Source organism: Arthrobacter sp. MDB1-55 (genome assembly GCF_059092925.1).
The window spans coordinates 1,259,414-1,274,101 of sequence record NZ_JBNHID010000001.1 but is presented as its reverse complement, the minus strand read 5'-3'; the positions used below and the strand labels follow the sequence as shown (position 1 = coordinate 1,274,101).

Here is a 14,688-nt window from a genome sequence, read left to right as displayed (position 1 = left end):
AAGGAATGCTGTGCTGCGCACACATGACCTTGGTTCCCTGCGAACCGGGCACATCGGACAAACCGTTACTCTCGCCGGATGGGTGGCCCGCCGTCGTGATCACGGTGGCGTGGCGTTCCTCGATCTGCGTGATGCTTCCGGGGTTGCGCAGGTAGTGGTGCGGGAAGAAGACGTGTTCTCGACCCTCCGCAACGAGTACGTGCTGCAGATTATCGGCACGGTCGAGAAGCGCCCCGAGGGCAACGAGAACCCCGCCCTGGCCAGCGGCGAGATCGAGGTCATCGCGGAGAAGGTGACTATCCTCAACACGTCTGACCCGCTGCCGTTCCAGATCGACGAGCACGTGGAGGTCGGCGAGGAAGCACGGCTGAAGCACCGTTACCTCGACCTGCGGCGTCCCACACCGAACGCGAACCTCCGCCTGCGCTCCGAGGCCAACAGGGTCGCCCGCGAGCTCCTGCATTCCGACGGATACGTGGAGATCGAAACCCCGACCCTGACGCGCTCCACGCCGGAAGGCGCCCGCGACTTTCTTGTTCCCGCGCGGCTGGCACCGGGCTCCTGGTACGCGCTCCCGCAGTCGCCGCAGCTCTTCAAGCAGCTGCTTCAGGTCGGCGGGTTCGAGAAGTACTACCAGATCGCCCGCTGCTACCGCGACGAGGATTTCCGCGCCGACCGGCAGCCCGAGTTCACGCAGCTGGACATTGAGGCGAGTTTCGTTGAGCAGGACGACATCATCGCCCTCGGCGAGCAGCTGGTGAAGGCGCTGTGGAAGCTGATCGATGTGGAGATCCCCACACCCATCCAGCGCATGACCTACGCAGACGCCATGGCGCGCTACGGCTCGGACAAGCCGGACCTGCGCTTTGGCCTGGAGCTGACTGAGCTGACCGAGTACTTCAAGGACACGGAGTTCGGCGTCTTCAAGGCATCCTATGTCGGTGCCGTGGTCATGCCCGGCGGCGGTTCCCAGCCGCGCCGGCAGTTGGATGCCTGGCAGGAATGGGCCAAGCAGCGCGGCGCGAAGGGCCTTGCCTACGTGCTGATCGACGACGACGGCGGGCTGCGCGGACCTGTGGCGAAGAACCTGACGGATTCCGAACGGGAGGGCCTGGCAGCTGCCGTCGGTGCAAACCCGGGAGACTGCATCTTCTTCGCCGCGGGGGAGAAGTCGTCCGCACGTGCACTGCTCGGCGCGGCGCGCGTGGAGATCGGCCACCGGACGGGACTCATCGATCCCAAAGCCTGGGCCTTTGTCTGGGTTGTCGACGCACCCATGTTCGAGCCGGCGTCGGACGCCGTCGCGGCCGGTGATGTCGCCGTGGGGTCGGGAGCCTGGACAGCAGTCCACCACGCCTTTACCTCGCCGAAGCCGGAGTACCTCGACTCCTTCGACACTGACCCGGGGAGCGCACTGGCGTACGCCTACGACATCGTCTGCAACGGCAACGAGATCGGCGGCGGGTCGATCCGTATCCACCAGCGTGACGTTCAGGAACGGGTTTTCTCGGTGATGGGAATCAGCCCCGAGGACGCACAGGAGAAGTTCGGATTCCTGCTCGAGGGCTTCAAGTACGGTGCGCCTCCGCACGGCGGAATCGCCTTCGGCTGGGACCGTGTGGTGGCACTGCTGGCCGGAAGCGATTCCATCCGCGACGTGATCGCATTCCCCAAGTCCGGCGGCGGCTATGACCCGCTGACTGCGGCACCGGCGCCGATCACCCCGCAGCAGCGGAAGGAAGCAGGGGTTGACGCCAAGCCGGTTGTGAAGTCGGACGCGAAGCCCGAGGCGAAGCCCGCGGCAGGGGCCTGATCTGCTTCGGGAGGGTGCGGTGGTGCGTGTCACCACCGCACCTTCCTGCACATCCTCAATTATGTGAAACAATGGGCGTCGTAAAACGTGCTCCGGGGTCGGTGTAATTCCGAACCGGCGGTTATAGTCCGCGACCCGCGCGCAGCCCTCACGGGCAGCAAACGGTTGAGCCGGTGAAATTCCGGCACCGACAGTCAAAGTCTGGATGGGAGAAGCGCGTACAGCTACGGCTGTGCTTTGTTGTCGGCTCTTCGCGCCGTCGGCAGCGCCAGCCTTGCCTGTCGTTCCCCGGAGCCTTCACGCGAGCTTGAGGAACGGCATGGATTTTCTGAAGTGGCTCTTCGAAGCCCAGATTGTCATTGGCGGCAGTCATGAGCCTCGCGCCGCCGAGCCTGCGCCGAGCCTGTCATGACTGCATCCGGAAACATCACCGCGCAGGAAATGATGGCGATGGAGCACGCGCTGCTCCTTGCCGGCCAGGGTGTGCGCGGCGCCAATCCGTTGGTGGGCGCTGTCCTCCTCGATGACGACGGCGGCATGGTCGCCACAGGCGCTCATTTCGGTGCCGGAACCGACCACGCGGAGGTCGCCGCACTGAAGAACGCGGCCCTGCACGGAGTCGACCCCGCAGGCTGCACCATGGTGGTGACGCTCGAGCCCTGCAACCACACCGGACGCACGGGGCCTTGCACTGAAGCCATCCTTGCTGCCGGAATCAGCCGCGTGGTGTACGCCGCATCCGATCCCAACCCCGAGGCAGCCGGCGGCGCGTCGCGGCTGGCGGAGAATGGGATCGATGTGGCCGGCGGGCTCCTCGCCGACGCCGCAACGGAACTGAACCGCCGGTGGCTGGACGCAGTGCGGACGCGCCGTCCATTCGTCACGGTCAAGGTGGCACAGAGCCTTGATGCACAGTCAGCCGCGGCGGACGGTTCAAGCCAATGGATCACCGGACCGCATGCCCGCGCGGACGGCCACGCCATCCGCGCCCGGGTTGATGCAGTCCTCGTCGGCACCGGAACCGTCCTTGCAGACAACCCCCGCCTGACTGCGCGGGCGCTCGACGGTTCCGACGCGAACAGCCAGCCGCTCCGGGTCGCCGTCGGTGAGCGGGACGTTCCCGATGACGCGGCGATGCGCGGCCAGGGCTTCATTCACCTGCGGACGCACGACCCCGCCGCAGTACTGGAGGAACTGTATGGGCGGGGCGTGCGGCACGTCCTGGTGGAGGGCGGTCCCCAGCTTGTCGGGGTATTCCTCATGGCGGACCTGGCGGATGAGCTCTTCACCTACATTGCGCCCATGCTCCTTGGCGCCGGTGTTCCGGCCTTCCAGCGCCTTGGGGTGGCAACCCTGGCCGACGCCCATGTATGGCGTCTGGATCCGGATGGCGCCGCCGCGGTAACCCAGATTGGCGACGACGTCCGTCTGCATTTCAAACCCATAGCGCCGGCACCGGCGTCCTTTGAGAAAGGCTCTTGAGTGTTCACAGGAATAGTTTCCGGGCAGGGCACCGTCACCTCCCTCCGCAGCTCCCCGGACGGCGGCAGCGCGGTGCTTGTGTTCGAGGCCGGTCCCACAGGAGAGGGGCTCGAGCTCGGCGGGTCCATCGCTGTGGACGGGGTATGCCTGACCGCGACCCTCATCGACGACGGCCGAATCAGCGTGGACGTGATGGGGGAGACGCTGAGGCGTACGACAATCGGGGGCCTGACCGAGGGCCGCAGGGTCAACCTGGAACGCTGCGTACCGGCGAACGGCCGTTTGGACGGCCACGTCGTGCAGGGTCACGTCGACGGCGTCGGTACGCTCCTTGAGCGTGAGAACCTCGGCGATTGGGAGCGCCTGCGTTTCAGCCTGCCCGTCCCGCTGGACCGCTATGCGGCCGAGAAGGGATCCATCGCCGTGGACGGCGTTTCACTGACAGTGACGGCCGTGAGCGACGCCGGAACACCCGACCCCTGGTTCGAGGTCGGCCTGATCCCCACAACCCTCACCGAGACCGGCCTGGGGGCAAAGGACATCGGGGATCCCGTGAACCTGGAGATGGACGTCCTGGCCAAATACGCTGAGCGGCTGCTCGCGTTCACCGGAAAGGAAGGCCGGGCATGATGCGCAGCGGCGAGGGCAGTGCCCCGGACACGCAGAGCGGTGCGGTGCTTGAGATAGCGCTTGACCCGGTGGAGACGGCCGTTGCCGCAATGGCTGCAGGCCGTGCCGTCGTCGTTGTTGACGACGCCAACCGGGAAAACGAAGGCGACATCATCTTCGCCGCGCAGTTCGCCACGACGGAACTGACCGCCTGGACCATCCGCTACACGTCCGGTGTCCTGTGCGTCCCGATAACGGGGGACACGGCGGACCGCCTGCAGCTTCCCGCCATGGTCATCAACAACCAGGACGCCAAGCAGACCGCCTACACGGTTTCGTGTGATGCTGCCGTCGGTGTGAGTACGGGCATCAGTGCAGCGGATCGCGCGCTGACTGCGCGTGTGCTCGCCTCGGCTGCGTCCACGCCCTCGGACCTCACACGGCCGGGCCACATGTTTCCGCTGCGTGCGGTCGACGGCGGCGTCCGTGAGCGGCCTGGACACACCGAAGCCGCGGTCGACCTATGCCGACTGGCCGGGGTGGAACCGGCAGCTGTCATTGCGGAGGTAACCCACGACGACGGCGAGATGATGCGCCTGCCGGCGCTGCGCGAGTTCGCCACCCGCTTCGATGCCCCGCTGATCTCCATCGAGGACCTCGCGGGCTATCTTGCCGTACGCAGTGCAGGAGCCGCCGAATGAGCACAGTCATTGGGGGCCCGGTTGTCACCATTCCGACGCCGTTCGGTCCCTTCACCGCGCAGGCCTGGACTGACACCGCCTCCGGGGTGGAGCACCTCACCATGTCCGCGCCGGGGTCGCGGGCCGACGGAACTCCGCTGGTCCGCATGCACTCCGAATGCCTGACCGGCGATGTGTTCGGCTCCTACCGGTGCGACTGCGGCGAGCAGTTGGAACAGGCGCTCGGACTGGTTCAGGAGCAGGGCGGAACGGTCGTCTATCTGCGCGGCCAGGAGGGGCGCGGCATCGGCCTCGCCAACAAGCTCCGCGCCTACGCCCTGCAGGAAAACGGGGCAGACACCGTCGAGGCGAACGAGCAGCTCGGACTGCCGGTCGACTCACGCGACTACCAGGCGGCTGCCGAGATCCTTACCAACCTCGGCATCCCACGGATTCGGCTGCTGAGCAACAACCCGGTCAAACGCGAGCACCTGGAACGCTACGGGATCGCCGTGGTGTCGATGGTGCCCTCCGAGATTCCGTCCCGCCTCGAGAACCAGCGTTACCTCGAGACGAAGCGTGACCGGCTCAACCACCAGCTGTCGCATCTGGAAGAACGGTTCCATCAGCGCCCCCAGGAGAAGATCGTCCAGCAGAGCTGACGATCCCCCTACCAGCAAACCCCCTCATACCCCAAGGAGAACCATGGCCGGACACGGCGCCCCCACGATTGATGTCACCTCCCTCGCGCAGGGCCGGAATGAGCAGGAGCCGGTTCGGCTCGCGGTCGTCGCGGCCAGCTGGCACACCGCAATCATGGACGGCCTGCTCGACGGCGCCCGCCGTGCAGCAGCTGATGCAGGCATCGAGCCCGACGTGATTCGTGTGCCGGGCAGCTTCGAGTTGCCGGTCGCTGCCGCGAGGCTGGCACCGCACTATGACGCCGTCGTCGCGCTCGGCGTGGTTATCCGCGGGGGAACGCCCCACTTCGACTATGTGTGCCAGGCGGCGACGTCGGGACTCACCGAGGTCAGCGTACGCACCGGAGTGCCGGTGGGCTTTGGTGTGCTGACCTGCGACACGGAGCAGCAGGGCCTCGATCGGGCGGGCCTTGCCGGTTCAAGTGAGGACAAGGGATACGAGGCCACCGTTGCTGCGCTGGCAACGGCCGCGGTGCTTGGGCCCTGGGGCACGTGAGTACGCCTAGAGGTTCGTCACATACGGCGGGCAGGATACGGCGGATCCAGTGGAACCCAGTAACCTAGGCAGAGTGAAATCCTTCGATACCCTCTTTGCCGAGCTGAGCGAGAAAGCTGCCGCCCGTCCGTCCGGGTCGGGCACCGTGGCCGAATTGGACTCAGGCGTACACGGCATCGGCAAGAAAGTTGTCGAGGAGGCTGCCGAAGTATGGATGGCGGCCGAGTACGAGTCGAACGAGGCTGCCGCAGAAGAAATCTCGCAGTTGCTCTACCACCTTCAGGTCATGATGATCGCCAAGGGGCTCACTCTCGAGGACGTCTACAAGCATCTGTAGCCGCGCGCCAGGCTCCTGGTTACCGCGCGGCACACTCCCGCTTTCTGGCAGTCCCAAGGAAACCCTCCTCACTGAAGGAAACCCATGCTTCGAGTTGCAGTCCCCAACAAGGGATCCCTGTCCGAATCCGCGTCCGCGATGCTCGCCGAGGCGGGCTACCGCCAGCGCCGCGATACCCGCGAACTGGTGATGGTGGACCCTGAAAATGAAATCGAGTTCTTCTTCCTCCGGCCGCGGGACATCGCCGTGTACGTCGGTTCCGGAACGCTCGACGTCGGAATCACCGGCCGAGATCTCTTCCTCGACGCGCAGGTGGATGCCGAGGAGCTCCTGCCCCTCGGCTTCGGCGCCTCCACCTTCCGGTTCGCCGGACCGGTAGGAAACTTCGCCTCCGTCGCTGAACTTGAGGGCCGGCGCCTGGCCACGAGCTATGACGGCCTCCTGCGCGCCTTCCTCGCCGAGGAAGGCGTCAATGCGACAGTGGTCCGGCTCGATGGTGCGGTGGAATCCTCAGTGCGCCTTGGCGTTGCGGATGCCATAGCGGACGTCGTGGAGACCGGCAACACCCTGAAGGCAGCCGGCATGGAAATCTTCGGTGAACCGATTCTGCGCAGTGAGGCCGTCCTCATCGGACGCAAGGGGGCAACTCCGGTCGGGCTGGACATTTTGATCCGACGGCTTCAGGGCGTGCTCGTTGCCCGGCAGTACGTTCTGCTCGACTATGACATCCGCAAGGAGCTGGTCGACCAGGCAGCGGCGCTCACCCCCGGCCTTGAGTCGCCGACCGTATCGCCGCTGCGCGACTCCGACTGGGTTGCGGTTCGCTCGATGGTTAAGCGCAACAGCACCAACCAGATCATGGATGAGCTGTACGACCTCGGCGCCCGAGCCATCTTGGTCAGCACCATCCACGCGTGCCGGATCTAGGGCAGGATCGATCGATGAGCGTGGCAATCCGCGTCATTCCCTGCCTTGATGTTGACGCCGGCCGTGTGGTTAAGGGCATCAACTTCGAGGACCTTCGGGACGCCGGAGACCCGGTGGAACTGGCCCATCGCTATGACCGGGCAGGCGCCGACGAACTGACCTTCCTGGATGTCACTGCATCCTCCGGCAACCGGGCAACCACTTTCGACGTGGTTGCCAAAACGGCTGAGGAAGTCTTCATTCCGCTCACTGTCGGCGGAGGCGTGCGGGAGATTTCCGACGTCGACCGCTTGCTGCGTGCCGGCGCCGACAAGGCGTCCATCAACACCGCGGCCGTGGCGCGCCCGCAGGTCATTGATGAGATCACGTCCCACTTCGGTTCGCAGGTGCTGGTGTTGAGCCTTGACGCGCGTCGGACCCACGACGGTTCAACGCCGTCAGGCTTCGAGGTCACCACGCACGGCGGCCGCAAGGGAACCGGGATCGACGCGGTCGCCTGGGCGCAGGAGGCCGCCGACCGGGGTGTCGGAGAGATCCTCCTCAACTCGATCGATGCCGACGGAACGCGTGAGGGCTTCGACCTGGAGATGATCCGCGTGGTCCGGGCTGCGGTGAAGGTACCCCTGGTTGCCTCGGGTGGTGCAGGGGAACCAGCACATTTCCCGCCCGCGGTCGCTGCCGGAGCGGATGCCGTACTCGCAGCTTCGGTCTTTCACTTCGGCCCGGTCGATGCGATCGCTGAAGTGAAAAAGGCGATCCGGGACGCCGGTTTCCCCGTTCGCTGAGGACTCGCCGTCCGTTGAGAACGCCCGGGCCGGTTAGAGCCCGACCTCCGCGCTCTCGAGGAGTGCCACGGCGTCGGGCTGTCCTTCGAAAGTGACCAGGGCATGGCGGGTTCGCCCGTGAGCGTGCATGAGGAGTTCGCCCGGCTCGCCGACGATCGCAACGGACACCGGCGCACGTTTTGCAACGTGCCGTGGACCGTCAGGCCTCACGAGCACGATGCCCAGGTCGACACCCCGGTAGAGGATGGCGGCGCGCTTGATCAGCTCGTCCCAGAGTGCGTTCGAGTAGTCCTCGTCCAGCGCCCGCGGTGCCCATCTGCTGGTTGCCCGGCGCACGTCTTCGGTATGCACGAAGTACTCGATGAGGTTGGTGCTGGTGTCGATGGACTGGAAGCGCATCGGTGAGTAGAACGGGTGGCCCTTGCGGAAGTCGTTGACCAGTTTCTCGTAGGCCGGCGTGGATGCGCACTTGGCGCCGAGCTTCCGCGTTGCCTTCTCCGACACGACGGACAGCGGCTTGATGAGTGCCCCTATTCCGACGCTGGGCTTGTGTCCCCGGAGGTACAGGTGTGCAGCCAGTTCCTTGGTCTGCCACCCGTCGCACAGCGTGGGTGAGTGAGGACCGGCCGCAAGCAGGGTTTCGGCGAGGACTTCACGGGAGGGATCAACGAAATGCATCACTGTTGAAAATAGCATGATGGGCCATCCGATGTCCGGGTATGGGGTCGGTCCTCCGGCGAAAGCACCCCAAGGCTCCAAAGCGCGCCGCAGCTGGTCCCCGATGCGGCGCTCCGTCCCGGCGCGACTAGAATCAGATGCGATGTCACAACACCCTGAACCTGCCTCTTCCATCGCTGCGGACGATTCGCCGGAGCTGGACCCTGCGATCGCCGACGCGCTCAAGCGGGATGCCGCTGGGCTGGTCGCAGCCATCATCCAGGACCATGACACCGGTGAGGTCCTCATGCTGGGCTGGATGGACGACGAAGCGCTGCGGCGAACTCTCACCAGCGGCCGTGTCACCTTCTACTCCCGCTCGCGCCAGGAATACTGGCGCAAGGGAGACACCTCGGGTCACGTGCAGTTTGTGCGGTCGGTCGCCCTGGATTGCGACGGCGATGCGCTCCTCGTGCGGGTTCATCAGGTCGGAGCTGCATGCCACACCGGCACCCGGACCTGCTTCGAGGGCAGGGAGCTCGCAGCCGTCGTCGGCTCCGAGTAGGACGCCGCACAGAACAATTCAGGCAGCACCACCCCCGCAGGACGCCCGCCAGGTGGATGGGCGCAAGGAACGAGGAAACGCATTTCATGGATGAGCTCGGAGTAATCAGCCCCGGCCTGGAAGAGTTCCGCGCTCTTGCCCGGGACCGGAGGGTCATACCTGTTCGCCTCACGGTACTTGACGACGCCCACACACCTATCGGCATCTACCGGAAGCTCACTGACGGGCACCCAGGTACGTTCCTGATGGAATCCGCCGCGGAGGGCGGCGTCTGGTCGCGGTATTCCTTCATCGGTGTGAACTCCCGCGCAACACTCACCACCCGGGGCGGCGAGGCGTGCTGGCTGGGGGAGCCGCCGGCAGGAGTGCCCGTCGACGGCAATCCGGTTGAAGCCCTGCGCCGCACCGTCGAGGAACTTCAGACGGCGCGCTTCGACGGCCTTCCCCCGTTTACGTCCGGCATGGTGGGATTCATCGGTTGGGAATCGGTGCGCCACTGGGAACGCCTCACCTCGCCGCCGGAGGATGACCTCGACCTGCCGGAGCTGGCCATGAACCTGGTCACTGATATGGCCATTCATGACAACGCCGGCGGCAAGGTCACTCTGGTGGCGAACGCCATCAACTACGACAACTCGACAGCGCGCGTTGACGAAGCCTGGCACGACGCCGTCGCCCGCTGCAGGAGCATGCTCGAGCGGCTTGCGTCCCCCTCGGAGCAGCCGGTTTCGGTTCTCGCGGAGGGGGCAGCGGACACCACAGCGCTGATGTCCCGCGTCCGTGAACGCTGGGACCGCGACCGCTACCTTGCTGCGATTGAGCGCGGCAAGGAAGCCATCGTGGACGGTGAGGTGTTCCAGGTTGTCATCTCCCGCCGGTTCGAACTCGACTGCGATGCATCAGCCCTCGACGTCTATCGCGTCCTGCGGACGACCAACCCCAGCCCCTACATGTATCTCTTCAGCCTCGAGGATGCTTCGGGGCGCCCCTACTCCATCGTGGGCTCGTCTCCGGAAGCGCTCGTCACAGTCAACGGCTCAGAGGTCATCACGCACCCCATCGCAGGTTCAAGGCCGCGTGGCAAGACCGCCGAGCTGGACCGCGCGCTGGCAGAAGAACTGCTCGCTGACGAAAAGGAGCGCGCGGAGCACCTGATGCTGGTTGACCTTGCGCGCAACGACATCTCAAAGGTGTGCCGGCCGGGAACGGTGGACGTCACCCAATTTATGGAGGTCGAGCGGTTCAGCCACATCATGCACCTCGTCTCGACCGTCGTCGGCCAGTTGCATCCCGACCGGACGGCCTACGACGTCCTGGCGGCAACCTTCCCCGCGGGAACCCTTTCCGGCGCGCCCAAACCGCGGGCGCTGAGACTGCTCGATGAGCTTGAACCACACAAGCGGGGCATCTACGGGGGAGTGGTCGGCTACTTCGACTTCGCCGGGGACATGGACATGGCAATTGCCATCCGGTCCGCACTGCTCCGTGACAACCGCGCCTACGTCCAGGCCGGCGGCGGGATTGTGGCGGATTCCGAGCTTGAGGCAGAGGCGCTGGAAACCGTCAACAAGGCCGCCGCTCCGTTGCGCGCTGCGTTGCTGGCATCAAGCCTTCAGCCGGTCACTGAAGCCGGCGTGGGCACACCGTGAGTACGGCTCCCGATCCGGACGCCCCCGCCGGTAACCGCCCGCCCGCCTACCGGCGCAGGGGCGCCGTCGTACTGGCAACCGTGATTGCCGCCCTGGCGGCCTTCGGCAGCACCACGCAGACCTGGCTGACGGTCGCGCTGCCGCAGACCGCTGTCCAGACTCCGTCCATTCAGGTCCCGGGTTCCGACGCCGCCACTGCCGTTACCGCGTTCGCGCTGGTTGGTCTGGCCGCAGGCCTGGCGGCGTCGATCGCAGGTCGCGTTGCCCGTTGGGTTATCGCCGGGATCCTGGTCGTCGCGGGCGCAGGCATCATTTTCAGCAGCGTTGCGGTGCCCATGGACCCGGAGGGCTCCGCGTCACCCGCTATCGGGGAAGCCCTCGGGGTCACCAGCCAGAGCGGGGCATCGGTCACCGTCACGGCCATGCCGTGGGTAGCGGCGCTGGCCGGTCTGCTGCTCGTGCTCTCGGCGGTCTGGCTGGTCGTCGTGGGTAGACGCTGGCTTGCTGCCCGCCGATACGAGAACCGGACCAGAAAGTCCGGTCCCCGCGACAAGGCGGCGGCGACCAATACGAACGCTGACGAGATCGACAGTTGGGACAGCCTCAGCCGGGGCGAGGACCCGACCAGCGGACCGTCCAGGTAAATCAAAGTCCTTCTGAATCAATGGCAGAATGGACTGAAGACCACAGCACAAGGAGAACTGCCATGGCTAAGACCGCGCCCGAGACCGGTACTAACGACACCCCTATGATCCAGCATTCCGCGGCCCGCGACGAGACCATCGGTCACGGCAACAGCCCTGCAGCGTGGACCTGTGTATTCGTCATGCTTGCCGGCGCGGCTCTGTCTTCCTTTGCGTTCGTGTTCGCCAGCACCGAAGGCAACAAGGACGCCGGCACCGTGCTGTTCTGGATCGGTGCGCTGATCATGGTGATCGGCCTCGTGCTCGGGATCATCCTCAAGAAGGCCGGATTCGGCGTCGGCGGCCACCGGCTCAAGAACTCCGGACACTAAGTGAGCGTTCTCGACGACATCATCGTCGGAGTGCGCGCCGATCTCGACTCGCGCCGCACACTCCTTCCCCTCGAGGAAGTTCAGGTCCTCGCGGAGCAGGCTCAAGGGCCCCGTGACGCCTACGGGGCTCTGAGCACGAAGGGCGGCGGCGTTCGCGTCATCGCCGAGGTGAAGCGGAAGAGTCCATCCAAAGGCGCACTCTCCGACATCCCGGATCCTGCCGAACTGGCCGCCGCCTACGAGCGCGGCGGGGCGAGCGTCATCAGCGTCCTCACGGAAGAGCGACGCTTCGGAGGCTCTCTGGAAGATCTCGATGCCGTTCGGGCAGCGGTGGATCTTCCTATCCTCCGCAAAGACTTCACGGTCGATGAGTACCAGATCTGGGAGGCCCGCGCGCACGGCGCGGACCTGATCCTTCTCATCGTCGCCGCGCTCGACGACGCGACACTCAGGTCTTTCCTGGAACTCACCGAGCGGCTCGGCATGCACGCGCTCGTCGAGACGCACACGACTGAGGAAGTGGAGCGCGCTGTCGCCGTAGGCGCGCGGATCATCGGCGTCAACGTGCGCAACCTCAAAACCCTGGACATCGACAGGTCTGTTTTCCCTGCCTTGGCAGGGCTCATCCCTTCCGATGCCGTCGTCGTCGCGGAATCGGGCGTTCGGGACATCGCCGACGTCGAACGCTTCGTTGCTGACGGAGCGCAGGCAGTTCTGGTGGGCGAAGCGCTGGTGCGCCACTCGAATCCGGAGGAGACAGTCCGCGAATTCGCCCGCGCCGGCAGCGCACTGCATTCCTGAGGCTCTCGCCGTTCCAACGGCCGGGCAAAACCATCACGAAAGACAGCAGGTTCATGACCGACACCCCACAGCCGCAGTCTGACACTGAGAGCGCGGCAGAAGCTTTCCTGGCAGGAGGATCCCTGCGCCACGCACAGGGTCCGTACTTCGGAGCCTACGGCGGGCGCTGGATGCCCGAGTCGCTCATCGCCGCCCTGGACGAGTTGGAGGAGACCTTCGACAAGGCCAAGTCGGATCCCGAATTCCTGGCTCAGGTCGCTGAGCTCAACCGGTCCTACTCGGGACGTCCGTCCCTGCTGACTGAAGCACGCCGTTTCGCCGAGCATGCGGGGGGAGTGCGTGTCTTCCTCAAGCGCGAGGACCTGAACCACACGGGCTCACACAAGATCAACAACGTGCTGGGCCAGGCCCTGCTCGCAAAGCGCATGGGCAAGACCCGGGTGATCGCCGAGACCGGAGCCGGTCAGCACGGTGTTGCCAGTGCCACTGCCGCTGCACTGCTCGGTCTTGAGTGTGTGGTCTATATGGGAGCCGAGGACTGCAGGCGCCAGGCACTGAACGTGGCCCGGATGCAGCTGCTCGGTGCGGAGGTCATTCCCGTCACCAATGGCTCGCAGACGCTCAAGGACGCCATCAATGACGCCCTGCGTGACTGGGTCGCCAATGTTGACACCACCCACTATCTGCTGGGCACCGCAGCCGGTGCGCACCCCTTCCCGGCAATGGTCCGGTACTTCCACGAGGTCATCGGCGAAGAGGCACGGGAGCAGATGCTCAGCACAACAGGCCGTCTGCCTGACGCCGTCTGCGCGTGCATCGGAGGCGGATCGAACGCCATCGGAATTTTCCACGGTTTCCTGGACGACCGCGACGTGGCGCTGTACGGGTTCGAGGCCGGCGGTGACGGCGTCGAGTCGGGCCGCCACGCCGCGACCATCACACTCGGCCGGCCGGGAGTACTCCACGGTGCGCGCTCGTACCTGATGCAGAACGACGACGGACAGACCATCGAGTCCCATTCCATTTCGGCCGGTCTGGACTACCCCGGTGTGGGTCCGGAACATGCGTTTCTCGCGGACATCGGGAGGGCGCGCTATGAGCCCATCACCGACGCCGAAGCCATGGAAGCGTTCCGGCTGCTCTGCCGCACCGAAGGCATCATTCCAGCCATCGAATCCGCACATGCCCTCGCAGGTGCACTGAAGGTGGGGCAGCGGCTTGCGGCCGAGCCGGGCGATCCAGGCGAGAAGATCGTACTGGTGAACCTCTCCGGGCGTGGCGACAAGGATGTGGCGACGGCGGCGGAATGGTTTGACCTGCTGCCTGAAGACAGTGCAGAGGCGGAAATCGGCGCAGAGGGGGAGCAGCTGTGAGCATCGGAACCGTGAGTAAGTCTGCCGCCGCGATCGAGCGTGCGCGCGCTGCCGGCCGAACTGCCCTCATCGCGTACCTGCCCGCCGGTTTCCCTGACGTTCAGACCACGATCGATGCCGCTGTCGCACTGGCAGAGAACGGCGTCGATCTGATCGAAATCGGTATTCCGTATTCCGACCCGGTCATGGACGGCGCGGTCATCCAGCAGGCCACGGTCGAGGCGCTCCAGAACGGATTTGCCGTTCGTCAGATCTTCGACGTGGTGAAGGGAATCACCGACCGCACGGACGCTGCGGTCCTCGTGATGACCTACTGGAACCCCGTCATGCGCATGGGCGTCCGTGATTTTGCGCGCCGTCTCGCCGAAGCCGGCGGCGCCGGCCTGATTACGCCTGACCTCATCCCCGACGAAGCTGGCGAATGGATCGCGGCGTCCGATGAGTTCGGCCTCGACCGCGTGTTCCTGGTGGCTCCTTCAAGTTCGCCGGAGCGGATGCAGTCAACGGTCGACGCCACCCGCGGATTCGTCTACGCGGTCTCGATCATGGGCGTCACCGGTGCACGGACGGCGGTCAGTTCCGCTGCGCGTGAGGTGGTCGACGCTGCTCACCGAGCCGGGGCAGAGAGGGCCTGCGTCGGGCTGGGCGTCTCCACCGCCGACCAGGTGCGGGAAATCGGCGCCTACGCGGACGGGGCGATCGTTGGTACAGCGCTGGTCGCGGCCCTTCGCGACGGCGGTGTTCCCGCTGTCGCCGCCCTGGCCAAAGACCTCAGCTCCGGAACCTCGAAAGGCTGAG

17 protein-coding genes and 1 riboswitch are annotated in these 14,688 nt (G+C 65.7%); of the genes, 16 read left to right on the top strand and 1 reads right to left on the bottom strand.

Annotation, left to right across the window (positions count from 1 at the left end):
• Positions 1-10: 10 nt before the first annotated feature.
• The 9 genes from aspS to hisF all read left to right on the top strand — a co-directional run bounded on the left by aspS (position 11) and on the right by hisF (position 7,830).
• Positions 11-1,813, top strand: a complete 1,803-nt coding sequence (aspS, locus tag AC5RU3_RS06060) for an aspartate--tRNA ligase (protein WP_309072070.1) — start codon at positions 11-13, stop codon at positions 1,811-1,813.
• Positions 1,814-1,896: 83 nt separating this feature from the next.
• Positions 1,897-2,035: riboswitch (FMN riboswitch) on the top strand.
• Positions 2,036-2,221: 186 nt separating this feature from the next.
• Entirely contained in the window at positions 2,222-3,295 is a 1,074-nt protein-coding gene (gene ribD, locus AC5RU3_RS06055) for a bifunctional diaminohydroxyphosphoribosylaminopyrimidine deaminase/5-amino-6-(5-phosphoribosylamino)uracil reductase RibD (RefSeq protein WP_309072071.1), read from the top strand.
• Positions 3,296-3,925 carry a riboflavin synthase gene (locus AC5RU3_RS06050; protein WP_493965040.1) on the top strand — a complete coding sequence of 210 codons (630 nt, stop codon included), beginning with the start codon at positions 3,296-3,298 and terminating at the stop codon, positions 3,923-3,925.
• Positions 3,925-4,605, top strand: a complete 681-nt coding sequence (gene ribB / locus AC5RU3_RS06045) for a 3,4-dihydroxy-2-butanone-4-phosphate synthase (RefSeq protein ID WP_493965152.1) — start codon at positions 3,925-3,927, stop codon at positions 4,603-4,605. The genes AC5RU3_RS06050 and ribB overlap by 1 nt, the downstream gene beginning before the upstream one ends.
• Entirely contained in the window at positions 4,602-5,246 is a 645-nt protein-coding gene (gene ribA / locus AC5RU3_RS06040; RefSeq protein WP_458117062.1) for a GTP cyclohydrolase II, read from the top strand. The genes ribB and ribA overlap by 4 nt, the downstream gene beginning before the upstream one ends.
• A 43-nt stretch (positions 5,247-5,289) precedes the next feature.
• Positions 5,290-5,781: a 6,7-dimethyl-8-ribityllumazine synthase gene (ribH, locus tag AC5RU3_RS06035; RefSeq protein ID WP_309072074.1), complete on the top strand. Its 492-nt coding sequence runs from the start codon at positions 5,290-5,292 to the stop codon at positions 5,779-5,781.
• 73 nt (positions 5,782-5,854) lie between these two features.
• Complete coding sequence (locus AC5RU3_RS06030; RefSeq protein ID WP_309072075.1) at positions 5,855-6,118, top strand: phosphoribosyl-ATP diphosphatase; 264 nt, start codon at positions 5,855-5,857, stop codon at positions 6,116-6,118.
• Between the two features lie 84 nt (positions 6,119-6,202).
• Positions 6,203-7,045, top strand: a complete 843-nt coding sequence (hisG, locus tag AC5RU3_RS06025) for an ATP phosphoribosyltransferase (protein WP_309072076.1) — start codon at positions 6,203-6,205, stop codon at positions 7,043-7,045.
• Between the two features lie 14 nt (positions 7,046-7,059).
• Positions 7,060-7,830, top strand: coding sequence for an imidazole glycerol phosphate synthase subunit HisF (gene hisF / locus AC5RU3_RS06020; protein ID WP_493965039.1), 771 nt, complete (start codon positions 7,060-7,062; stop codon positions 7,828-7,830).
• A 33-nt stretch (positions 7,831-7,863) separates the two neighbouring features.
• On the opposite strand, the gene AC5RU3_RS06015 is transcribed toward hisF, so the two are convergent.
• Positions 7,864-8,508, bottom strand: a complete 645-nt coding sequence (locus AC5RU3_RS06015; RefSeq protein WP_309072079.1) for a TIGR03085 family metal-binding protein — start codon at positions 8,506-8,508, stop codon at positions 7,864-7,866.
• A gap of 142 nt (positions 8,509-8,650) precedes the next feature.
• On the opposite strand from AC5RU3_RS06015, the gene hisI reads away from it, so the two are divergent.
• The 7 genes from hisI (at position 8,651) to trpA (ending at position 14,687) form a co-directional block, all read left to right on the top strand.
• On the top strand, positions 8,651-9,052 hold the full coding sequence (gene hisI / locus AC5RU3_RS06010) for a phosphoribosyl-AMP cyclohydrolase (protein WP_309071864.1): 402 nt from the start codon (positions 8,651-8,653) through the stop codon (positions 9,050-9,052).
• An 86-nt stretch (positions 9,053-9,138) separates the two neighbouring features.
• Entirely contained in the window at positions 9,139-10,701 is a 1,563-nt protein-coding gene (locus AC5RU3_RS06005) for an anthranilate synthase component I (protein WP_493965038.1), read from the top strand.
• Positions 10,698-11,345: a Trp biosynthesis-associated membrane protein gene (locus tag AC5RU3_RS06000; RefSeq protein WP_493965037.1), complete on the top strand. Its 648-nt coding sequence runs from the start codon at positions 10,698-10,700 to the stop codon at positions 11,343-11,345. Before AC5RU3_RS06005 ends, AC5RU3_RS06000 begins: the two co-directional genes overlap by 4 nt.
• A gap of 62 nt (positions 11,346-11,407) precedes the next feature.
• Positions 11,408-11,716, top strand: coding sequence for an HGxxPAAW family protein (locus tag AC5RU3_RS05995; protein WP_458117066.1), 309 nt, complete (start codon positions 11,408-11,410; stop codon positions 11,714-11,716).
• Entirely contained in the window at positions 11,717-12,517 is an 801-nt protein-coding gene (gene trpC, locus AC5RU3_RS05990; RefSeq protein WP_309071867.1) for an indole-3-glycerol phosphate synthase TrpC, read from the top strand.
• Between the two features lie 53 nt (positions 12,518-12,570).
• Positions 12,571-13,890, top strand: a complete 1,320-nt coding sequence (gene trpB, locus AC5RU3_RS05985) for a tryptophan synthase subunit beta (RefSeq protein WP_309071868.1) — start codon at positions 12,571-12,573, stop codon at positions 13,888-13,890.
• Between the two features lie 2 nt (positions 13,891-13,892).
• A complete protein-coding gene (trpA, locus tag AC5RU3_RS05980; protein WP_458117161.1) occupies positions 13,893-14,687 on the top strand; it encodes a tryptophan synthase subunit alpha in 795 nt (264 codons plus the stop codon).
• The last annotated feature ends 1 nt before the right edge of the window (position 14,688 follow it).